Annotated in this window: 19 protein-coding genes and 1 tRNA gene; 9 read left to right on the forward strand and 11 right to left on the reverse strand. The window is 63.7% G+C overall.

Annotated features, from left to right (window positions below; all coding sequences use genetic code 11):
- Positions 1–94 precede the first annotated feature (94 nt).
- The 4 genes from NKI21_RS01720 to NKI21_RS01735 all read left to right on the forward strand — a co-directional run bounded on the left by NKI21_RS01720 (position 95) and on the right by NKI21_RS01735 (position 3,676).
- A complete protein-coding gene (locus NKI21_RS01720) occupies positions 95–769 on the forward strand; it encodes a GntR family transcriptional regulator (RefSeq protein ID WP_128302817.1) in 675 nt (224 codons plus the stop codon).
- A 19-nt stretch (positions 770–788) separates the two neighbouring features.
- Positions 789–1,118, forward strand: coding sequence for an L-rhamnose mutarotase (locus NKI21_RS01725; RefSeq protein WP_128302816.1), 330 nt, complete (start codon positions 789–791; stop codon positions 1,116–1,118).
- A 231-nt stretch (positions 1,119–1,349) separates the two neighbouring features.
- A complete protein-coding gene (locus tag NKI21_RS01730; RefSeq protein WP_128302815.1) occupies positions 1,350–2,861 on the forward strand; it encodes a UxaA family hydrolase in 1,512 nt (503 codons plus the stop codon).
- A gap of 68 nt (positions 2,862–2,929) precedes the next feature.
- Complete coding sequence (locus NKI21_RS01735) at positions 2,930–3,676, forward strand: SDR family NAD(P)-dependent oxidoreductase (RefSeq protein ID WP_128302814.1); 747 nt, start codon at positions 2,930–2,932, stop codon at positions 3,674–3,676.
- Positions 3,677–3,690: 14 nt separating this feature from the next.
- Here NKI21_RS01735 and NKI21_RS01740 read toward each other — a convergent pair whose 3' ends face one another.
- The 6 genes from NKI21_RS01740 to NKI21_RS01765 form a co-directional block, all read right to left on the reverse strand.
- Entirely contained in the window at positions 3,691–4,596 is a 906-nt protein-coding gene (locus NKI21_RS01740; RefSeq protein ID WP_128302813.1) for a dihydrodipicolinate synthase family protein, read from the reverse strand.
- Between the two features lie 7 nt (positions 4,597–4,603).
- Positions 4,604–6,316: an L-arabinonate dehydratase gene (araD, locus tag NKI21_RS01745; RefSeq protein ID WP_128302812.1), complete on the reverse strand. Its 1,713-nt coding sequence runs from the start codon at positions 6,314–6,316 to the stop codon at positions 4,604–4,606.
- A 14-nt stretch (positions 6,317–6,330) separates the two neighbouring features.
- The gene (locus NKI21_RS01750) at positions 6,331–7,110 is read right to left on the reverse strand and encodes an SDR family oxidoreductase (RefSeq protein WP_352864247.1); all 780 of its coding nucleotides are present in this window, start codon (positions 7,108–7,110) and stop codon (positions 6,331–6,333) included.
- A 15-nt stretch (positions 7,111–7,125) separates the two neighbouring features.
- The gene (gene araH / locus NKI21_RS01755; protein WP_023811524.1) at positions 7,126–8,076 is read right to left on the reverse strand and encodes an L-arabinose ABC transporter permease AraH; all 951 of its coding nucleotides are present in this window, start codon (positions 8,074–8,076) and stop codon (positions 7,126–7,128) included.
- A 10-nt stretch (positions 8,077–8,086) separates the two neighbouring features.
- Entirely contained in the window at positions 8,087–9,598 is a 1,512-nt protein-coding gene (gene araG, locus NKI21_RS01760) for an L-arabinose ABC transporter ATP-binding protein AraG (protein ID WP_352864250.1), read from the reverse strand.
- Between the two features lie 70 nt (positions 9,599–9,668).
- The gene (locus NKI21_RS01765; RefSeq protein WP_352864253.1) at positions 9,669–10,658 is read right to left on the reverse strand and encodes an arabinose ABC transporter substrate-binding protein; all 990 of its coding nucleotides are present in this window, start codon (positions 10,656–10,658) and stop codon (positions 9,669–9,671) included.
- A 257-nt stretch (positions 10,659–10,915) separates the two neighbouring features.
- Between NKI21_RS01765 and NKI21_RS01770 the strand changes: the two genes are divergently transcribed.
- Together NKI21_RS01770 and dgoD are read left to right on the forward strand one after the other, a co-directional pair.
- Positions 10,916–11,605 carry a FadR/GntR family transcriptional regulator gene (locus NKI21_RS01770; RefSeq protein ID WP_352864277.1) on the forward strand — a complete coding sequence of 230 codons (690 nt, stop codon included), beginning with the start codon at positions 10,916–10,918 and terminating at the stop codon, positions 11,603–11,605.
- Between the two features lie 8 nt (positions 11,606–11,613).
- The gene (dgoD, locus tag NKI21_RS01775) at positions 11,614–12,762 is read left to right on the forward strand and encodes a galactonate dehydratase (protein WP_127413362.1); all 1,149 of its coding nucleotides are present in this window, start codon (positions 11,614–11,616) and stop codon (positions 12,760–12,762) included.
- Between the two features lie 192 nt (positions 12,763–12,954).
- Here dgoD and NKI21_RS01780 read toward each other — a convergent pair.
- Together NKI21_RS01780 and NKI21_RS01785 are read right to left on the reverse strand one after the other, a co-directional pair.
- A tRNA-Ala gene (locus NKI21_RS01780) sits at positions 12,955–13,030 on the reverse strand.
- Between the two features lie 172 nt (positions 13,031–13,202).
- Entirely contained in the window at positions 13,203–13,592 is a 390-nt protein-coding gene (locus NKI21_RS01785; RefSeq protein WP_023811519.1) for a TIGR02300 family protein, read from the reverse strand.
- Between the two features lie 206 nt (positions 13,593–13,798).
- Between NKI21_RS01785 and aroA the strand changes: the two genes are divergently transcribed.
- The 3 genes from aroA (at position 13,799) to rpsA (ending at position 17,969) form a co-directional block, all read left to right on the forward strand.
- Positions 13,799–15,157, forward strand: coding sequence for a 3-phosphoshikimate 1-carboxyvinyltransferase (gene aroA / locus NKI21_RS01790; protein WP_352439794.1), 1,359 nt, complete (start codon positions 13,799–13,801; stop codon positions 15,155–15,157).
- Positions 15,158–15,411: 254 nt separating this feature from the next.
- On the forward strand, positions 15,412–16,062 hold the full coding sequence (cmk, locus tag NKI21_RS01795) for a (d)CMP kinase (protein ID WP_352864258.1): 651 nt from the start codon (positions 15,412–15,414) through the stop codon (positions 16,060–16,062).
- 209 nt (positions 16,063–16,271) lie between these two features.
- Positions 16,272–17,969: a 30S ribosomal protein S1 gene (gene rpsA, locus NKI21_RS01800; RefSeq protein WP_023811516.1), complete on the forward strand. Its 1,698-nt coding sequence runs from the start codon at positions 16,272–16,274 to the stop codon at positions 17,967–17,969.
- A gap of 113 nt (positions 17,970–18,082) precedes the next feature.
- Here the strand turns inward: rpsA and NKI21_RS01805 are convergent, their stop codons facing one another.
- The 3 genes from NKI21_RS01805 to NKI21_RS01815 all read right to left on the reverse strand — a co-directional run bounded on the left by NKI21_RS01805 (position 18,083) and on the right by NKI21_RS01815 (position 21,423).
- Positions 18,083–18,790: an SDR family NAD(P)-dependent oxidoreductase gene (locus tag NKI21_RS01805; protein WP_352797480.1), complete on the reverse strand. Its 708-nt coding sequence runs from the start codon at positions 18,788–18,790 to the stop codon at positions 18,083–18,085.
- Between the two features lie 186 nt (positions 18,791–18,976).
- Positions 18,977–20,578 carry a 5-guanidino-2-oxopentanoate decarboxylase gene (locus tag NKI21_RS01810; RefSeq protein ID WP_352751704.1) on the reverse strand — a complete coding sequence of 534 codons (1,602 nt, stop codon included), beginning with the start codon at positions 20,576–20,578 and terminating at the stop codon, positions 18,977–18,979.
- Positions 20,575–21,423 (reverse strand): dimethylarginine dimethylaminohydrolase family protein, encoded by an 849-nt coding sequence (locus tag NKI21_RS01815; RefSeq protein ID WP_352864261.1) that lies wholly within the window; start codon positions 21,421–21,423, stop codon positions 20,575–20,577. Before NKI21_RS01815 ends, NKI21_RS01810 begins: the two co-directional genes overlap by 4 nt.
- Positions 21,424–21,554: the final 131 nt, after the last annotated feature.

Consider the following 21,554-nt stretch of genomic DNA (forward strand, 5'->3'; position numbering starts at 1 on the left):
GGTGTCAACCGACCTCACCCTTGCATTGGGTGCATTCTAATTGACATTCTAATATAATCTGACCATTTCTGGTGAACGAAGACACGGATTTGCAATGGACCTGGATCCTTCGACGCTCAATCGGGCTCTTCCGCTCCGCGATCAGATCTATCACAAGATCCGCAACCTGATCGTCGTCGGGCAGTTGAAGCCGGGGGAGGTCATCAACGAGGTCGCCATCGCGGAGGCCCTGGGTGTGTCGCGCACCCCCGTTCGTGAAGCGGTCAAGCGCATCAGCGACGAGGGTCTGGTCAAGATCCTGGCGCAAACGGGCACCTATGTCGCTCCGATCAGCCGGGCCGACCTGGAAGAAGCCTATGTCATCCGGCGGGCACTGGAGATGGAGAGCGCCCGACGCGCGGCCGCCAAGTTCACACCGGCCGCCAGCGAATTGCTGGAAGACAACATGGCGGCGCACCGCCTCGCCATATCGCGAGGCAGATATGCCACCGCGATACAGCTCGACGATGTCTTTCACCGCACCATCGCCGAGATCTGCGGCCTGCCGATGATCTGGAGAGCCGTCGACATCTCAAAGGCACAGATGGATCGCGGCCGCTATCTCGCCATCCCCAAGCCGGGCTATGGCGAACAGACGATCGAGCAGCACGAGGCCATTTTCGACGCGCTGAAGCGCCACGACGCCGAGGGGGCGGCAAGGGCCATGGAACATCATCTCGAGACGTCGTTCCGCAACACGCTCGAAGTCGCCGCCGACCTTCTCGACTGAAACACCGCGAGCCACCGGCATGCAAAGAATGGGACTTTGTATCGGCGTGAAAGCCGAGGCGATCGCGGACTACAAGCGCGTCCACGCCGCCGTCTGGCCGGAAGTGCTCGACGTCATCAGTCGCGCCGACATCCGCAACTATTCGATCTTCCTGCGCGAACCGGAGAACCTTCTGTTCGCCTGCTGGGAGTATCACGGCAGCGACTTCGCCAGGGATGCGGCGCGGATGAGCGAGTCGCCGGCCATGCGCAAATGGTGGGAACTGTGCGACCCCATGCAGACGCCACTGCCGACGCGCGCCGACGGCGAATGGTGGGCGGCCATGGAAGCGGTCTTCCATCTCGATTGACCGTGTCCCGCGTGCGGCGGTCCGTTGTTTCATCCAGCCGTTTGCCGCCCTCAAACTGCGCCGCAAGGCGCACTCATTGCACGCTCACCTAACCGATCCGCCACTACGCCCCTGCAATCCAAGCCTTTCGCAACCGCACCTTGACCACTGACATTCTATTATATTAGTATTCCAAATCACTTTTGCCTCTCGGCGCTCCTTGTCGGGGGGAGCTTTTTCAGAGTTTGGGTCATGGCACGGTTCATCAAGCTGTCGGATATCGACAACATTCTTCTGGCGGTCGATCCGTTGAAAATCGGCGACAAAGCCGGGGACGTGGCGGCCAGGGCACGCATACCGCGCGGGCACAAAATGGCCTTGCGCGACATCGGCTCGGACGAGCCGATCGTGAAATACGGCCAGACCATCGGGTTTGCGCGGGAACCCATCGTCGCCGGCGACTGGGTTCACGAGCACAATGTGTATCTGCGCAATTTCGAACGCGACTACGTCTTCGGCACCAATACCAGGCAAACCGAGGTCGTTGCCGAGGCCGAGCGCGCTACTTTCATGGGTTACCGCCGGCCGAGCGGCAAGGTGGGCACGCGCAACTTCATTGCCGTCCTGACCTCGGTGAACTGCTCTGCCAGCGTCGCCCGGTTCATCGTCGACGAGGTCAACCGGTCTGGCATCCTGCGCGACTATCCCAATGTCGACGGCATCATCGCACTCGTCCACGGCACTGGCTGCGGCATCGACACCAAGGGCCCCGCTTACGACCTGTTGAAACGGACGCAATGGGGCTTTGCCACCAACCCCAATGTCGGCGGCGTGCTGATGGTCGGACTCGGCTGCGAAGCGTTCCAGATCCCACGCTGGATGCAGTCGTACAACATCGAGGAGAGCACGATTTTCCGCACGATGACCATCCAGGAAACCGGCGGCACGCGAAAGACAGTCGAGGCCGGCGTCAAGGCGATCGTCGACATGCTGCCTACGGTGAACGCCGCCGAAAGGACTCCGCAGCCGGCCTCCGAACTGGTGCTTGCGCTGCAATGCGGCGGATCGGACGGCTATTCCGGCATCAGCGCCAATCCGGCACTGGGTGCTGCGGTGGACCTGCTTGTCGGGCAAGGCGGCACGGCCGTGCTCTCGGAGACGCCCGAGATCTATGGCGCCGAACATCTTCTCGCCTTGCGCGCCGAGAGCCGCGCGGTGGGTGAAAAGCTGATCGAGCGCATCCGCTGGTGGGAGGATTATACCGCCAGGCACGACATGGAGATGAACAACAACCCTTCGCCCGGCAACAAGCTGGGTGGGCTGACGACCATCCTGGAGAAATCGCTCGGCGCCTCCGCCAAGGGCGGCACCACCAATCTGCGCGCGGTGCTGGAATATGCCGAGCCGATCAACGAGCGCGGCCTCGTCTTCATGGATACGCCTGGCTACGATCCGGTCTCGGCCACCGGGCAGGTCGCCGGCGGAGCCAACATATTGTGCTTCACCACCGGCCGCGGTTCGGCCTTCGGCTGCAAGCCGACGCCCTCGATCAAGCTCGCCTCCAACAGCTTCATCTTCGAGCAGATGCGCGAGGACATGGACATCAATTGCGGAGACATACTGGACGGCGTCTCGCTGGCCGAGAAGGGCGAGGAGATCTTCGCCGAGATCCTGCGCGTCGCTTCCGGCGGGCGCACCAGGTCGGAAGCGCTCGGCTATGGCGACAACGAGTTCGTGCCATGGAGCCTCGGCGCGACGATGTAGCGATATCGCCCGCCTGCACAGGCCGGCCTTTATCCCGGAAGTAGCTCAAACGGAAAGAACCGCTCGACATGAACAGGATTGATCTTGACGGCCAGCACGCTGTGGTCACCGGCGGCGCCCAAGGCCTCGGCTTTGCGATGGCCAGACGCTTCGTCGCCTCCGGCGCGACGGTAACCTTGTGGGATCTCGATGAGGCTCGCCTCGAAACCGCCAAGAAGGAACTCGGCAACGCCGCCACGACAGAGATCGTGGACGTCGCCGATTGGGTGTCGGTGGACGCGGCGCGCGCCAGGACCGAAGAGCTGGCCGGCAACATTTCCATTCTGGTCAATTCCGCCGGAATCGCCGGCCCGGCCGTCCCGCTCGACGTCTACGACATCGAGACGTGGAAAAAGGTCATCGACGTCAACGTCAACGGTACGTTCTACGTCAATCGCGCCGTGGTTCCCGGGATGAAGGAGCGCAATTACGGGCGGATCGTCAACATCGCTTCGGTCGCCGGCAAGGAGGGCAACCCCAACGCCTCCGCCTATTCAGCCTCGAAGGCGGCGGTCATCGGCTTGACCAAGTCGCTCGGCAAAGAACTGGCGCAGTACGACATCGCCGTGAACTGCATCTCGCCGGCCACGGCACAGACGCGCATCCTTGAACAACTGACGCCGGAGCATATCGAATATATGCGCTCGCGCATTCCGCGCGGCCGCCTGTTGGAGGTCGATGAGGCCGCTGCCATGGTCGCCTGGCTCGTCTCCAAGGAGAACAGTTTTACAACCGCCTCCACGTTCGACCTGTCGGGTGGGCGGACGACCTATTGAAAGGCAGTTGACGTTCAGCCAGGCAACCGACCGAGACCAATCGCAAAGCGCTCCACCATCGCGAGGCCAGGCTCGCTGGGCCGCATCGCCGGAGCCCGGGCGTGTATCGGGATGCCTGCGCGGGCGCCGAACAGCCGCTTGCCATAGCAGATCAAGTTTTCGATGCCTTGCATGACGAAGACCGCTGCCGGCAACATTCTTGCATATTCAGCCTCGGCCGTGGCTTCGCCTCCGGCGCGGAACGCATGATAGGCGCGCACGGCATAGTCGGCGCAATCCGGCGCCAGGATCATGCCGCGGCAACCGATGCGGAAATTGTCGATCAGTTCCAGGCCGCCACGCCCGTTGAAAACCGGTATCCGGCCATCGGTGCGCTCGATCAGCCCGGCGATGTCGGTAACCGGACCCTCGCCCTTGATCAGCCTAACGTTGGGATACAGCGTGACGAGGTCGCGGATTTCGTCTGATGAAAGGCCGCGCCCGAAAAACGCCGGCGCGTTCTGGATCGCCACCGGCAGATCGGTCGCCTCGGCAACGCGGCCGAAGAACTTGATGTATTCCGGCGCACCATAGGACCCAACCGGCGGCGGCTGCAGGATCACCCAATCCGCTCCCACGCTTTCAGCATGGCGAACCTGTGCGACCTGCTCGGCCACCGAAGCGCCGAAGATGGTGAAAGCGAGTGGCACTTTTCCGTCGGTGTCTTCCGCCGTCCAGTCCATGATCGTCCGGCGCTCGGCCTCGGACAGCTTGGCGACTTCCGTCGCCAAGCCGAGCGCCGCCATGCCGTGCACGCCGCTCGCCAGGCAGATCTCGACCTGCCTGCGCATCGCCGCGCGGTCGAGTTTTTCGTTCTCATCAAAGAGCGCGTAGAGAATGGCGTGAATGCCGTGGAAATCATAAGGTTTGAATTTTGTCACGCGGACCTCAATGGCTTTCGCGTTGAATGGCGTGGCCACGGCATCCGACGAGAAAATCGAGGTCGGCGCCGCGATCCGCCTGCAGCACATGGTCGACGTAAAGACCCTGATAGCCGCCGCGCATAGCCGGCTGCGGCGGAGCCCAGGATGTCCGCCGCTTTGCGAGTTCCTGTTCTGACACGTCGAGATGCAGCTTCCTTGCTTCGACATCGAGCTCGATCATGTCGCCGCTCCTCACCAGCGCCAGCGGGCCGCCGACAGCGGCTTCGGGTGCGGCATGCAGCACGACGGTGCCGAAGGCGGTGCCCGACATGCGGGCATCGGAGATACGGATCATGTCGCGGACGCCTTGCTTCAACAGCTTCTGAGGCAGCGCCATGTTGCCGACCTCGGCCATTCCCGGATAGCCCTTGGGGCCGCAATTCTTCAGCACCATGATCGAGCCCTCGTCGATGTCCAGCAAGGGATCGTCGATGCGCGCCTTGTAGTCGTCAATGTCCTCGAAGACGACGGCGCGGCCGCGATGCTTCATGAGAGCTGGCGACGCGGCTGACGGTTTGATGATGGCGCCGTCGGGCGCCAGATTGCCGCGCAGCACCGCGATGCCGCCGTGCGATGTCAGCGCCTTGTCGCGCGGGCGGATCACCTCCGGATTGTAGTTTTGGGCGTCAGTGATGTTCTCGCGCACGCTCTTGCCGGTGACGGTCAGCGCATCGAGATCGAGCATGTCGGCGATCTCTTTCATGACGGCCGGAATACCGCCGGCGTAGCAGAAATCCTCCATCAGGAAACGGCCTGACGGCATCAGGTCGAGGATGGTCGGCACGTCGCGGCCATATCGATCCCAATCATCCAGGGTCAGCTCGGTGCCGACGCGGCCGGCGATGGCCAGGAGATGCACGACCGCATTGGTGGAGCCGCCGATCGCGCCATTGACGCGGATGGCGTTGGCGAAAGCTTTTCTCGTGAGGATAGCCGACGGGCGCAGATCCTCATTGACCATCACGACGATGCGCCGCCCCGTCATGCGGGCGATGCGGCTGCGGCGCGCGTCGACCGCCGGATAGGCAGCGTTACCGGGCAGCGCCAGGCCGAGCGACTCGACCATGGAAGCCATGGTCGAGGCCGTGCCCATGGTCATGCAGTGACCGGGCGAGCGCGACATGGCGCTCTCGGCATTGGCGAAATCCTGCTCGCTCATCACACCGGCGCGAACGTCTTCCGAAAATTTCCACACATCGGTGCCGGAACCGATTTCGTGGCCCTGGAAGCGGCCATTAAGCATCGGCCCGCCGGAGATGGCGATCGACGGCAGGTCGCAGGAGGCCGCGCCCATGACCAGCGACGGTGTGGTCTTGTCACAGCCGGCCATCAGCACGACGCCGTCCATCGGGTTGCCGCGGATCGCCTCCTCGACATCCATCGAGGCGAGGTTGCGAAACAGCATCGCCGTCGGCCGCAGATTGGACTCGCCGCAAGAGAAGACCGGGAATTCGAGCGGCAGGCCGCCGGCTTCCAGCACGCCGGCCTTGATGTGCTCGATCAGAGCACGGAAATGCACGTGGCAAGGCGTGAATTCGGAGAATGTGTTGCAGATGCCGATCACCGGACGGCCGTCGAAGGCATCGTCGGGCAGGCCGTTGTTCTTCATCCAGCTGCGGTGGATGAAGGCATCCTTGCCCAGCCCGCCGAACCAATGCTGCGATCGTCTCTTGGTCATGGTCTTTCCGGCGTTCAGGCGGGATGCTGCAGCTGGCTCAGCCCGCCATCGACGACGAGCGTCGCCGCGTTCATGAACGGGCATTCGTCGGAGATCATGAACACCGCAGCCCGCGCGATCTCGCGCGCCGTGGCGATGCGGCCGCCGGGATGCAGCGCCATGGTGTTGGCGCGTGCTGCGGCCGGATCGGCAAAGCTGTTCCAGTAGTCGATCGCCTTCTGCGTCTCGACATAGCCCGGCGCCAGCGCGTTCACGCGCACGCCTTGCGCCGCATATTCGAGCGCCAGCGATTTGGTCAGGCCGAGCAGCGCGTGCTTGGCGACGGGATAGGGGAAGGTGTGCGGAATGATGGTGAAGCTGTGCGTCGAGGCGATGTTGAGGATGGCGCCGCCGCCGCTTGTAATCATGCCCGGCAGCACAGCCTTGCTGCAATTCCAGGCGCCCTTGACGTTGACGTCGAAATTGCGGTTCCACTCTTCCTCGGTCGCCTTGAGCGGCGTCGAGAACACATTGACCCCGGCATTGTTGATCAGCGCGTTGATGTGGCCGATTTCGTCGGTCGCTTGGCCGACGGCAGTGGCAATCGCGGCTCCGTCGCTGATGTCGGCTGCCGCATGCCCGACATGGCCGTGCGGCGCGGCAAGGCCGGCGACGGCCTTGTCCAGCAGTGCGCCGTCGCGGTCGACGAGGAACAGTCTTGCACCTTCGGCAAGGCAGGCCTCGGCGATGGCCAGCCCGATGCTTTGCGCGGCGCCGGTCAGGAAGATGCGTTTGCCGGAAAGGCGCTCAGCCATTTTTGTCCCTCCAGCTTAGCGCCGGCCCAGTGCCGACGAGCGCAGATTGTCGAGCAGCACGGCCAGCAGCAGGATCACGCCACGTACGATGTACTGGTAGAAGGCCGGGATGTTGAGCAGGTTCATGGCGTTTTCGGCGATGCCCATGATCAGCACGCCGACGATGACGCCCGACATGGTGGCGCGGCCGCCGGCAAGCGAAACACCGCCGAGCACGCAGGCCGAGATGACCGAGAGTTCGAGCCCGACCGCCGCGTTGGGCTGGCCGGAGGTGATGCGCGACGCCAGCAGGATGCCGGCGATGCCGCAGACGACGCCCTGCAGCGCAAAAATCCAGATGCGCGTCCGGTCGACATTGACGCCGGCAAGACGCGAGGCCTCCGGATTGCCGCCGATGGCCAGCGTGTTCTTGCCGAAGACGGTGCGGTTGAGGACGAAGCCGAAGATGCAAAACAGGATAGCGAGCACCCAGACCGGCGTCGGTATGCCGAGCAGTTTCGAGAGCGCCAGCTGATAGAAATCCGAGCTGTTGATGCCGACGGCACGGCCGTCGGACGCGATCAGCGCAAAGCCGCGCACGATCTGCATGGTGGCCAGCGTCGTGATCAGCGCGTTGATGCGGAATTTGGCGATGACGACGCCGTTGATGAAGCCGACGAAAGCGCCGCAGGCGATTGCCGCCAGCAGGCCAAGCAGGATCGAGCCGGTGTAATTCGACGCCATCACAGCGACCATGCCGGCAAAGGCGACGATCGAACCGACCGACAGGTCGAAGTCGCGCGCGGCGAGGCAGAACATCATGGTGCAGGCGACGATGCCGACGGTGACCACCGACTGCAGCAGGCCGAGCATGTTGCGGTCCGTAAGGAAGTTCGGCACCAGAGCCGACACCAGCGCGAAGGCGACGACGAAGATGACGACGAGGCCCTGTTCGCCGAGCAGGATTTTTTTCAACTGGTCGGTCATGCCAAAGTCCTCAGGATGCGATCGCGTCGGGAGTTTTCTGATCGGGGAGAGCGGCGGCCAGGATCGCCCTTTCGGCGAACTGGTCGCGGGTGAGTTCAGCGCTGACGCGGCCACCGCACATCACCAGAATACGGTCGCAGATGCCCATCACTTCCGGCAGTTCGGACGAGACCACGACGATCGCCATGCCGTCCTGCGCAAGCTGGTAGAGCAATTCGTAGATTTCCGATTTGGCCCCTACGTCGATACCGCGCGTCGGTTCGTCGACAATGAGAACCCGCACCCCTTGTTCGGACAGCCAGCGGCCAAGGATGACCTTCTGCTGGTTGCCGCCGGAGAGATTGATGATGTCCTGCTTGCGCGACGGCGTGCGCACCTTGAGCTTCTTGATGAAGGTTTCGGCGGTGGCGATCTCGCTGGCGCGGTTGAGCACGCCGAAGCGCGTGTGATGGCGCCGCGACGAGATGTTGATGTTCTCCTCGACCGAGCGGCCCTGGATGATGCCGTCATGCTTGCGATCCTCCGAGCACAGCACGATGCCGGCCCGGATCGTGCCACGCGGATCGGCGGCACGGACCAGCTTGCCGTCGACGGTGATGCTGCCGCCCGAGCGCGGATCGGCGCCACAGACCAGCCGCATCAGTTCCGAGCGCCCGGCGCCGATCAGGCCGAAGAAGCCGACGATCTCGCCTGCCCTCGCCTCGAAACTGGCCGGCGTCTTCAGTTTGGGGCCGCTGAGAGCGTCGACCTTCAGGCGGACATCGCCCGTTTTTCGTGCGCGAAAACCCCAGATATCCGAAATCTCGCGGCCGACCATCTCGGCGACGACCTGGTCGCGGGTGACGCCTTTCAGCGACGCATGGTGCGCCGCGAGCTTGCCGTCGCGCAGCACGGTCAGGCTGTCGCAGAGCCGGAACACTTCGTCGAGCCTGTGCGAGACGTAGATGATGACCTTGCCCTCGCCGCGCAGGCGGTCGATCAGAGCAAACAGGATTTCGCTTTCGCGCGAGGACAGCGACGAGGTCGGCTCGTCCAGCGCGATGACGCGTGCGTCGAGCATGATCGCCTTGGCGATCTCGACCATCTGGCGTTCGCCGATGGACAGCGTCTTGACCTTGCGGCGCATGTCGATGTCGATGCCGGCCGATTTCAGCTTGGCGCCGACATCATCCAGCATCCGGCGGCCGGCGATGATGCCAGCGTTGGCGGGGAAACGCCCGAGGCTGAGGTTTTCGGCAACGGTGAGTTCCGGAACCAGCTGCAGTTCCTGGTGGATGACGATGACGCCATTGTCGAAAGCATCCCGGGTCGAGGCATAGGCCTGAACCTTGCCGTCGATACGGATCTCGCCCTCATCGGCATGCTGGTCGCCGGACAGGATCTTGATCAGGGTGGATTTGCCGGCGCCGTTCTCGCCCATCAGGCCATGCACGGCGCCTTTGTCGACACCGAACGAGACGTCCGACAGCGCCTTGACGCCCGGATAGGTCTTGGTGACGTGCGAGAAGTCAAGAAAGGACACGGGCAGCGATCCTCGTATGGAATGGCAAACAGGCGGCGGGATGAGCCGCCGCCTGTTTGTACAGGGAGGATTATTCGATGCCGAGGCCCTGGCGGACCTTCTGGTAGTCGTCGCGCTTGGCGAGTGCACCCGAGGTCAGGATCAGCTTCTCCGGTTCCTTGTTGTTGGCGACCCAGTCATACATGTTGAGCGCCGTCTCGTAGCCATGGCGCTTCGGCGAGATGATCACCGTGCCGACAAAGCCGGTGGCGGTCGGCTTCTTGAACTCGTTGATCGCCGAATCCGCGCCGCCAATGCCGACGCCGATCACGCTATCAGCGGGGATGCCGACGCTTTCGGAAGCACGCACCGCACCCAGCACCGCCTCGTCGTTGAGGCCGAAAGAAACCCACTTCTTGATGTCGGCATGGGCGTTGAGCACGACAGTCGCGGCGTTGAGAGCAGCTTCCGTGTCGGTCTTGGCCTGCGGCGCGTCGAAGATGTTCTCGGCCTTGAAGCCGTTCGCCTTGAGCACCGAGATGGCGCCTTCGACGCGATCGACCGCGGTTGGCAACTGGTCGTAGGAGACGCGGATGGCGCCGACCTCGTCGGCCTTCCAGCCGCGCGCCTTCATTTCGTCGACGATCGCCTGGCCGACGGCCTCGCCGATCTTGGTTGCCGAAATGCCCATGTGCGGCACCTCTTCCAGCGCCTTGCCGTCAGCGCCGACCAGACGGTCGTCGACAGTCATCAGCTTGAGGTTATTGGCGGCCGCCTTGGCGACGATGCCAGGTCCGAGTTTCACGTCGGGTGTGCAGACGATAAAGGCCTGGGCGCCCTGGGCGCCGAGATTGTCGATGGCCGACATCAGCTTCTCACCGTCCTCGGCGCCGATCTTGACCAGGGTGAAACCCTTTTCCTTGGCGGCCTGGTCGGCGAACTTCCATTCGTCCTGGAACCACGGCTCCTCGGGCTGTTTGACGATGAAACCGATCTTGGTGTCCTGAGCATATGCAGCGATGGTCGAGACGGACAGCACGGCAAGCGCGCCCGCAGCGAGCGCGGTCTTCAAAAGTCGCATGATTTCCTCCCAGCGATAGGCCGGGCGCTCAGCCCGGATGCTGGAGTCTCTATTCGTTTTTATCATACTCGTCAATTGATCTGGTATGATAATTAATGTACATGCTCTGACCAGTGATCGCTGGCGCAATTGATCCGCATCCGTTAAGGCCGGACCGGTTGTGCGAAACCAGCGGTTCGCCGCCTTGGAGGAGGGCTGAGGTGACCGGGACTTTGAAGAAACCGCAAGGCGACACAGCCACTCGCCGCCCGCGCGTCATGCCCGATGTGACCAAGGCAATGGCCTCAGACATCTTTTCCGGGCGCTACCCGGCCGGATCCTCCTTGCCGACCGAAAACGAACTCGGCGTCGAATATGGTGTCAGCCGCACTGTCATCCGCGAGGCCCTGAAAGTGTTGGCGGCAAAGGGGCTGGTGCTGTCGCGGCCGCGCGTCGGCACGATCGTCTGCAACGAGGACGACTGGAACATCATCGACCCACAGGTGCTGGCCTGGCACGCGCCGCATGCATTGGACGACAAGCTTTTCGACGCCATTCTCGAGACTCGCCGCGCCATCGAGCCGCTGGTCGCGGAACTGGCCGCCACGCGCGCGACACTGCAGGAGATCGCCGATCTGGAAGCCGCCTGGCGCGGCATGGCCAGCGCCGGCGAGGATCTCGCCGCCTTCTCGCGCAGCGACATCGCCTTCCACCAGATCGTCTATACAGCGAGCCACAACCCGATCTTTCGCCAGATCGGCAATCTGATCGACACCGGGCTGAAATTCTCGCTGGAGGCGACGGCGGTGATTTCGCTCGACCGGCGCATGGAGGCCGTGGCGGCGCACCGCGAGGTGGTCGAGGCGCTGCGCATGCGCGACGCGGAGGCGGCGCGCGGGGCGGCAAATCGAATCCTCGACCTTGCGGCGCGCGACCTCGTCAGCGCCAAGAAACTCAAGAGCAACTGAGACGGCGCATGAAAATCATCTCGCTCACCACCTACATCGTTCCGCCGCGCTGGCTGTTCCTGAAGATCGAAACCGATGCCGGCGTCACCGGCTGGGGCGAGCCGGTCGTCGAAGGCAGGGCGCTGACCGTCGAGGCAGCGGTCAAGGAGCTTGGCGATTATCTCATCGGCAAGGACCCGCGCCTGATCGAGGACCACTGGACGGTGATGCATCGCGGCGGCTTCTACCGCGGTGGGCCGATCCTGATGAGCGCCATTGCGGGCATCGACCAGGCGCTGTGGGATATCAAGGGCAAGGCGCTCGGCGTGCCTGTGCATGAATTGCTCGGCGGCAAGCTGCGCGACACGATCAAGGTCTATTCCTGGATCGGCGGCGACCGGCCGGCAGAAGTCGCGGCGGGTGCCCGGGAAATGGTTGCGCGCGGTTTCCTGGCGTTGAAGATGAACGGCACCGAGGAGTTGCAGATCGTCGACAGCCACGACAAGATCGACGCCGCTGTCGAACGCGTCGCCATGGTGCGCGAGGCCGTCGGACCCAACATCGGCATCGCCGTCGATTTTCACGGCCGCGTCCACCGGCCGATGGCGCGCGCCCTGGTCAAGGAGCTCGAGCCCTACAGGCTGATGTTCATCGAGGAGCCGGTGCTCAGCGAAAACCGCGAGGCGCTGAAGGAGATCGCCGCGCTCGGCTCGACGCCGATCGCGCTCGGCGAGCGGCTCTACAGCCGCTGGGACTTCAAATCCGTGTTCGAGGAAGGCGTCGTCGACATCATCCAGCCTGATCTGTCGCATGCCGGTGGCATCACCGAATGCCGCAAGATCGCGGCGATGGCGGAAGCCTATGATGTGGCCGTGGCGCCGCACTGCCCGCTCGGGCCGATCGCGCTTGCCGCGTGCCTGCAGCTCGACGCGGTCAGCTACAACTGCTTCATCCAGGAGCAGAGCCTCGGCATCCACTACAACGCCGCCAACGACCTGCTCGACTATGCCGCCAACAAGGATGTCTTCCGCTACGAGGATGGTTATGTCGCCATTCCCGACGGCCCGGGCCTGGGTGTCGAGATCGACGAGGAGTATGTCAAGGAACGCGCTAGGGAAGGCCACCGCTGGCGCAACCCTGTCTGGCGCCACAAAGACGGCTCCTTCGCCGAGTGGTGATCGGGCCGGCTTCCAGTCTCTAAGCGCTCCATGAACAGTGAAGACTTTGTCCGGCGAACAGTTGCTCTCGAGAAATGGCTGGTTCGTTCCGTTTGATGGGGGCGCTTTCAGCGGCGTTGCCTGAACTGACCATCAAACGCAGATGACCGCAGTACCACACATTCATCGGCTGCGAATTGCAGAGGGACTGTTTGGTGGAGCCAATCGGGATCGAACCGACGACCTCTTGAATGCCATTCAAGCGCTCTCCCAACTGAGCTATGGCCCCACTTCCGGCAGTCAACCGGCGCCGTTTCCGGCGAAGAGATCCGGCGCGGGTTGGAGACCGCGCCGTTAGTGCAGGCGGCTTCTAACCCCGCCCTTCTCAGATATCAAGCCTTCAAGAGCCGCTTTTTCTTCGCAGGCTACGAAAGCCTGCAAACGCCCGCTTTCAAGGCCGATCAGACCTCGTCGTCGTCGTCGCCGACGCCGATCATGTCGGCAACGTCGTCATCTTCTTCCTCTTCGTCGGCGAGGAAGGTGTCATCCTCGTCGTCGCCGAGGTCGACGTCATCCTCGTCGTCGCCGAGATCCGGCAGGTCGTCGCCCTTGGCGTCCTCGTCGGCCTCTTCAAGCGAGACGACCTCGACGCCCTCTTCTTCCTCGGCGTCCACTTCCTTCTCGGCCACTTCCTCTTCCTCCTCGAGGGCGGCAATCTTGCCTTCCTCGAAATAGGAACGCGGATAGGTCTTGCCGGTGTAGGGCGAGACGATCGGGTCCTTGTTCAGGTCGTAGAATTTTCGGCCCGTCTCCGGGTCGATACGTTTTGTGCCAAGTTCGGTTTTTGCCACGGCAAGCCTCGTCAATAAAAGAGTGGTCCCCTTAACCACAGTTTGAAGCGCTGTCAAAGCGAAAAGCCGGCGTCACAAAACCATACGTTGAAAGGCGTCGCGTCAGTGACGACCATGGGGGATGACCATTTCGGCCCGCCGTGATACGAGACCGCCGCAACAAATGAAAAGCGCCGGCCTGCCGGCATTCCGTCCAGGGAAATTCCATGTCTCACGCCGCCGCGCCCAAGCCGGCCACCGCCCGCCAATCCCCAGCCCTTTCCGGCATCGCGCGCGTGCCGGGCGACAAGTCGATCTCGCACCGCTCCTTCATGTTCGGCGGCCTCGCCTCCGGGGAGACCCGCATCACCGGCCTGCTCGAAGGCGAGGACGTGATGCGCACAGGTGCTGCCATGAAGGCAATGGGCGCGCATATCGAGAAGAACGGCGACGAGTGGGTGATCCGCGGCACCGGCAATGGCGCACTGCTGCAGCCGGAAGGCCCGCTCGATTTCGGCAATGCCGGCACCGGCTCGCGGCTCACCATGGGCCTTGTCGGCACCTATGACATGGAAACGACCTTCATCGGCGATGCCTCGCTGTCGGGCCGGCCGATGGGCCGCGTGCTGGAACCCTTGCGCCAGATGGGCGTGCAGGTGTTGAAGGCGACGCCGGGCGACCGCATGCCGATTACGCTGCATGGGCCAAAGCATGCCGCCCCGATCACCTATCGTGTGCCGATGGCCTCGGCGCAGGTAAAGTCGGCGGTGCTGCTCGCCGGCCTCAACACGCCCGGCATTACCACGGTGATCGAGCCGGTAATGACACGCGACCACACGGAAAAGATGCTGAAGGGTTTTGGCGCCAATCTGTCGGTCGAAACCGACGAACGCGGCGTGCGCCACATCTTCATCGAAGGCCAGGGCAGACTGACCGGCCAGACCATCGCGGTGCCGGGTGACCCCTCCTCAGCCGGCTTCCCGCTGGTGGCCGCGCTGATCGTGCCGGGATCGGACATTGTGATCGAAAACGTGCTGATGAACCCGACCCGCACCGGCCTGCTTTTGACGCTCCAGGAAATGGGCGGCAAGATCGACATTTTGAACCCGCGCAACGCCGGTGGCGAAGATGTCGCCGATTTGCGCGTGCGCTACTCCGAGTTGAAGGGCGTCACCGTGCCGCCCGAGCGGGCGCCGTCGATGATCGACGAGTACCCCGTGCTTGCGGTCGCTGCCAGCTTCGCCGAGGGCGAAACGCTGATGCAGGGACTGGAAGAGCTGCGCGTCAAGGAATCCGACCGGCTGTCGGCCGTCGCCAACGGGCTGAAGCTCAACGGCGTCGACTGCACCGAGGGCGAGGCCTCGCTCGCCGTGCGCGGAAAACCGGGCGGCAAGGGGCTGGGTGGCCATCCGAACGGCCAGGACACGACCGTGCAGACCCATCTCGACCACCGCATCGCCATGAGTTTCTTGGTCATGGGGCTGGCGACGGAAAAGCCGGTGACGATCGATGACGCCGCGATGATTGCGACGAGCTTTCCGGAGTTCATGGGGCTGATGACGGGGCTGGGCGCGGAGATCGGCTAGTCGATGGCTTGGGACCAGATTGCAACGCTGGCGGGACAGCACCCCCCTCTGTCCTGCCGGACATCTCCCCCGCAAGGGGGGAGATTGGCGGCTTTGGCGCTCCATTCAATCCTGCAATATTGGCGATTGGCTAAGTCAGCGGTGATGGCTGATCTCCCCCCTTGCGGGGGAGATGTCCGGCAGGACAGAGGGGGGTGTGAAGAATCTCGGCGCCCGTCTTCTTCATCGCACCTGTCAATCGCGGCGGCCCGCCAATGACTCACACCTTCACCATCGCTATCGACGGCCCGGCCGGCGCCGGCAAGGGCACACTCGCCCGCCGGCTCGCCGACCACTACCGGCTGAACCTGCTCGACACCGGTCTCACCTATCGCGCCGTCGCCTATGCGCTGCTCCAGCACGCGCTGCCGCTCGACAATGTCTCGGCGGCTGAAACCGCTGCCCGCCAGGTCGATCTGGCAAAGCTCGACCGGACGGTCTTGTCGGCGCATGCGGTCGGCGAGGCTGCCTCCAAGGTCGCGGTGTACCCGACGGTGCGGCGTATCCTCGTCGAAAAGCAGCGCGACTTCGCCAAGACGCCGCCGGGCGCGGTGCTCGATGGGCGCGACATCGGCACCGTCGTGTGCCCCGACGCCGACATCAAACTCTATGTGACAGCGAGCGCGGAGGTGCGGGCACAGCGCCGGCTGTCGGAGATCGAAAGCATCGGCGGCACCGCTGATTTCACCGAAATCCTCGCCGATATCGTGCGCCGCGACGAGCGCGACATGGGTCGAGCGGACTCACCGTTGAAGCCGGCGGCCGACGCGCACTTGCTTGATACCAGCGAAATGGCTATAGAAGCCGCGTTTCTTGCAGCCATGGCGATCATAGACGACGTGCTGGCCAAAAGAGACAACGCCTGATCCGGGTTTTCCCTCGTATTTCCGTTGTCGGAGGCGAAGAAAATACCCATATCGGGCACGAACCAGCCTGCCAGCATTCTTCATGCGCCGGAATTGCCGTTTAAAGAGCGGCCCAGGGTTTTTGTAGCCCGGAACGCCGGTAGGCCAAACGCAACGCTAACCCACGGCGCCCGTCCCGCTTTTAGATGCGGGGCACTCCAGGAGAAACAATGTCAGCTGCAAATCCCACTCGCGACGATTTCGCGAGCCTGCTCGAAGAATCTTTTACCGCCGGCCATTCCGGCGAAGGTCAGGTCGTCAAGGGCATCATCACCGCCATTGAAAAAGACATGGCTATCATCGACGTCGGCCTCAAGGTCGAAGGCCGCGTGCCGCTGAAGGAATTCGGCGTCAAGGGCAAGGACACCACCCTCAAGGTCGGTGACACCGTCGAAGTCTATGTCGAGCGCATCGAAAACGCGCTTGGCGAAGCGATGCTTTCACGTGAAAAGGCCCGCCGCGAAGAGAGCTGGGTCCGCCTGGAAGAGAAGTTCACCAAGGGTGAGCGCGTCGAAGGCGTCATCTTCAACCAGGTCAAGGGCGGCTTCACCGTCGACCTCGACGGCGCCGTGGCCTTCCTGCCGCGCAGCCAGGTCGATATCCGCCCGATCCGCGACGTCTCCCCGCTGATGCACAACCCGCAGCCGTTCGAGATCCTCAAGATGGATCGCCGCCGCGGCAACATCGTGGTGTCGCGCCGTACCGTGCTTGAGGAGAGCCGCGCCGAACAGCGTTCGGAAATCGTGCAGAACCTCGAAGAAGGCCAGGTTGTCGAAGGCGTCGTCAAGAACATCACCGATTATGGTGCGTTCGTCGACCTCGGCGGCATCGACGGCCTGCTGCATGTCACCGACATGGCATGGCGCCGCGTCAACCATCCGACCGAAATCCTCAACATCGGTCAGACGGTCAAGGTGCAGATCATCCGCATCAACCAGGAAACCCACCGCATCTCGCTCGGCATGAAGCAGCTCGAGAGCGATCCGTGGTCCGAGATCGGCACCAAGTTCCCGATCGGCAAGAAGATCAAGGGTACCGTCACCAACATCACCGACTACGGCGCGTTCGTCGAACTGGAGCCGGGCATCGAGGGTCTCATCCACGTTTCGGAAATGTCGTGGACGAAGAAGAACGTGCATCCCGGCAAGATCCTGTCGACGACCCAGGAAGTCGACGTGGTGGTGCTCGAGGTCGATCCGGCCAAGCGCCGCATCTCGCTCGGCCTCAAGCAGACGCTCGAGAATCCGTGGCAGGCTTTCGCCTCGAGCCATCCGGTCGGCAGCCAGGTCGAGGGCGAGGTCAAGAACAAGACCGAGTTCGGCCTGTTCATCGGCCTCGAAGGCGACGTGGACGGCATGGTGCACCTTTCCGACCTCGACTGGACCCGTCCGGGCGAGCAGGTCATCGAAGAGTACAATCGCGGCGACATGGTCAAGGCGCAGGTGCTCGACGTCGACATCGACAAGGAGCGCATCTCGCTCGGCATCAAGCAGCTGGCCAAGGATACGGTCGGCGAAGCGGCGACTTCAGGCGAACTGCGCAAGAACGCGGTCGTCACCTGTGAAGTCATCGGCGTCAAGGATGGCGGTCTGGAAGTGCGGCTGGTCGACAGCGGCATCGAAACCTTCATCAAGCGCTCCGATCTGAGCCGTGACCGCGACGAGCAGCGCCCCGAGCGCTTCACCGTCGGCCAGAAGGTCGACGCGCGCGTCATCGCCTTCGACAAGAAGACCCGCAAGCTGCAGGTCTCGATCAAGGCGCTGGAAATCGCCGAAGAGAAGGAAGCGGTCGCTCAGTACGGCTCGACCGACTCCGGCGCTTCGCTGGGCGACATCCTGGGTGCCGCGCTGAAGAAGCAGGGCAGCTAAGCCCTTCGCACCGCGAAGCCCTTCGAAGCGAAGTTTTCGCACAGGCTCGAAAACAAAACCCCGCCGGAGCGATCCGGCGGGGTTTTTCTTTGACCGAGGTAAAGGTTGGAAGGTTACGCCCTGCCGTAAAGCGGCACCAGCGTACCACTCATCGCCTGGTTGGCCGGCGAGGCAAGGTAGGCGATGGCCTCGGCGGCGGCTTCGAGGCTGACCCATCTGGTGACGTCGGCATCCGGCATGTCGGCACGGTTGGCCGGCGTATCGAGCGTCGACGGCGCCACCGCATTGACCAGGATACCCCTGTGCTTCAGCTCTTCGGCCACCGCCACCGTCATGGCTGCCACTGCCGCCTTGCTGGCGGCGTAAGCGACCATGCCGGCGCCGCGCCGCGGGTCGAGCCCGGCGCGCGCCGTGACGTTGACGATGCGGCCCGCCGTGTCCGACGACAGCATCGAGCGGATCGCGGCGCGGCAGCACAGGAAGGCGGTGCGCGCATTGGTGTCCATCATCTCGGCAAAGGACGCCGACTCGATCTTTTCAACAGGTGCCGAGGTGAAGCCGCCGGCCAGATGGATCGAGCCCCAAAGGCCTGGAACCTGGCTGTAGAACGCTTCGACCTTGGCAGGGTCCGAGAGATCGACGTTGTGCACCAGCTGGACACGGTCATGCGTGGTAAAGGGGAAATGCGTGGGGGCGGCAGCATGGGCGTTGGGCACATGGCAGATCGCGCCGTCACTCAGCAGTTTGCCGACAACCGCACCGCCGAGCGCACCGGTTCCACCGGTCACGACGATATGCTTGCCTTCAAGTGTTTCCGTCATCTTGGACGCTCCTGTCATTTTTTTGTCGTTAGGTCGTTTCTGTGCCGCCGACGCGAAGCGTCGCGCCTTTTGCGCCATCACTCAATTGACATCTCGACATGGCAGTTGTCGCGTCTTTGCATGCGTCCGCCCACCGGCCGGCCGTGGTTCAGGGCCGTCGAGACGGGAAATACGTAGCACCGTCCTTCAGTCAACCGTGATTTCGATGACGCGCGGCAGTCCGGTGGCCCGGGCGCGCTTCAACGCGTCCGCGAGAGCGTCGATATCGGCAAGCCGTTCGGCGCCGATGCCATAGGCCTCGGCCAGCTTGCAGAAATCGGGCGGCGCCGGCGATACGCCGACGGGCTCGACACCGACATCGAGCATGGAGGTTTCGATCTCGCGGTAGCCTCTGTTATTCCAGACGATGAAGATGACCGGCGCCCGCGCATCGAGCGCGGCGCCCAACTCCGGCAGCGTGAACTGGAAGCCGCCGTCGCCGGTCAGGCAGACAACCGGCGCATCGGGTATCGCAAGGGCCGCGCCAATCGCCGCCGGCGGGCCATAGCCGAGCGCGCCGAAGCCGGTGGCGGCATTGAACCAGCCGCCTGGGCGGTCGTGGTCGTAATAGAGGTTGGCCGCATAGATCGGCTGCGTCGAATCGCCGACGATGAGCGCGCCCGGCAAGGTGTCGCGGATCATCTCGACGGCACGCACTTGCGCCTGCAGGGTCGGATTGAGCTCGGCAAAGGCTGCTTTTCGTGTAGCAGCGGCGCGCGACGGACCGCCCTCGCTTGCCCGGACATGGCCCGTTTCCAGAAGCAGCGCTTCGAGCGCCTCGGCGCAATCGGCCTGGATCGAAACGGTTGCCGGGCGGCGGGCAATCTGGTCCGCGCCGATATCGATGCGGATCAGATTGGCGGGCAGGACGAAGCCGCCATCGCTGTAGCCGTCATAGTCGGTCGGGCCGAATTCGGTGCCGGCGGCAATGACCAGATCGGCTTCGGCCATCAGCGCCCGTACTGTCTTCAGGCTGGGACTGGCCGGCACGCAAAGCGGATGACCATGCAGCAGGCCGCGCGCATTGGTGGTCTGGACGACCGGCGCTCCCAGCCGCTCGGCCAGACGCCGCAATGGCGCCCCGGCGCGTTTGGCGCCGCCGCCGACCAGGATCAGCGGGCGGCGCGCGGCAGCGATGAGTTTGGCCGCGCTGGCAATTGCGGCACCTTCCGGCGCGGGTGGCGTCACATTGCTCAGCATGGCAGCGATGCCATCCGCCGGCTTGACCATGACGTCGGTCGGGATCTCGATATGCACCGGGCCGGGCCGGGCCAATGAAAACAGGGCGAAGGCCTGCGCCAGAGCAGCGGGCAATTCGCTGGCCTCGGTGACGCGCTTCGAAAACAGCGCCACCTTCTCCATCATGCCGCGCTGATCCGGCAGTTCATGCAGATGGCCGAGGCCCTTGCCCAGCGTCGGCATGGCGTTGACGCCGGATATGACCAGCATCGGCACCGAATCAGCGCGTGCCTGCCCCATGGCGGTGATGGTGTTGGTCAGCCCCGGTCCGGTGATGACGAAGGCGACGCCCGGCCTGCCGCTGGCGCGCGCATAGCCATCGGCCATGAAGCCGGCGCCCTGTTCGTGACGCGGCGTGACGTGGCGGATCTTCGAGCGCGCCAGCCCGCGGTAGAGCTCGACCGTGTGGACGCCCGGAATCCCGAACACCGTGTCGACGCCATGCGCTTCGAGCAGCGAAATCAACGCCTCCCCGACCGTCGTCCCAGTGGTGGCCCCAGTGGCGATCATTGGCGCAGCACCGGGCGCGTCAGGCAGGTCGGACCGCCCTCGCAGGCGATGCAGAGCGCATCCGCATCGAAGGTGGCGACCGTGCAGCCGGCCGCTTCCATGGCGGCCGCCGTCCTGGGAAAGCCGGCAACGGCAATGATCTGGCGCGGCGCGGTCGGCAGCACATTGAGACTGAGCCCGCTGGAGGCGAAGAACTCGTCGGCATCGCCCTCGACCAGCTTGATGCCGCGCGCCCGCAGCATCTGGTAGAAGGCGGCCGGCAGCAAGGGCGCATAGACCAGCGCCAGATCGTCGGCGAGCGGGCTGATCACCGACATCAGATGCAGGCAGGCTTCCTCGCCGTGCCAGAGCGGCAGATCGAAACCGAAGACCGAAATGCCCTTAGGCGAGAGCAGGTTCGAAAGCTGCTGGATGCCGTCCTGGTTGGTGCGTACGCCACGACCGACGGCCAGCGTGGTTGCGTCGACCCAGACACAGTCGCCGCCTTCCACCTGGCCCGGATCGTCGATCCGGCCGAGAATGGGGATCCCCATGCGCTTGTAAGCTGCCTCGTGCAGACCGGGCTCGGCACGGCGCAGCGCCTTGCCCATCGAAAGGATAATCGCGCCATGATCGGTCATCAGCGACGGATCATGGGTGAAGACGGAATCGGCCAGCCCGTCATCGGCGTCCGTCAGCCATTCGATCTCGGCGCCGGAAGCCGCGACCATGCTGGTCAACTGCTCATGCTGGGCCGCCGCCTTCTGCGGATCGAACCCCGGACCATAGCGCCATTCCTGTGCCCTGGCATGACGCATGGCGCTCGTGGCGGACCGCATCAACACGCGTTTCAGGGGTCCGGCCATGGACTGCGACCCGTATGATTTGCCCACTAAATTCTCCCTGAACGTCGGTTGGCGCCACTAACCACTACAGCAAGCTGTGATCAATAGTCCAAAAACCATGGTTGACGGAGGCAAGCGGAACGGTCCATCCT

Origin of the sequence: Mesorhizobium sp. M0715, assembly GCF_040320355.1 — a bacterium.
Lineage (GTDB): Bacteria > Pseudomonadota > Alphaproteobacteria > Rhizobiales > Rhizobiaceae > Mesorhizobium.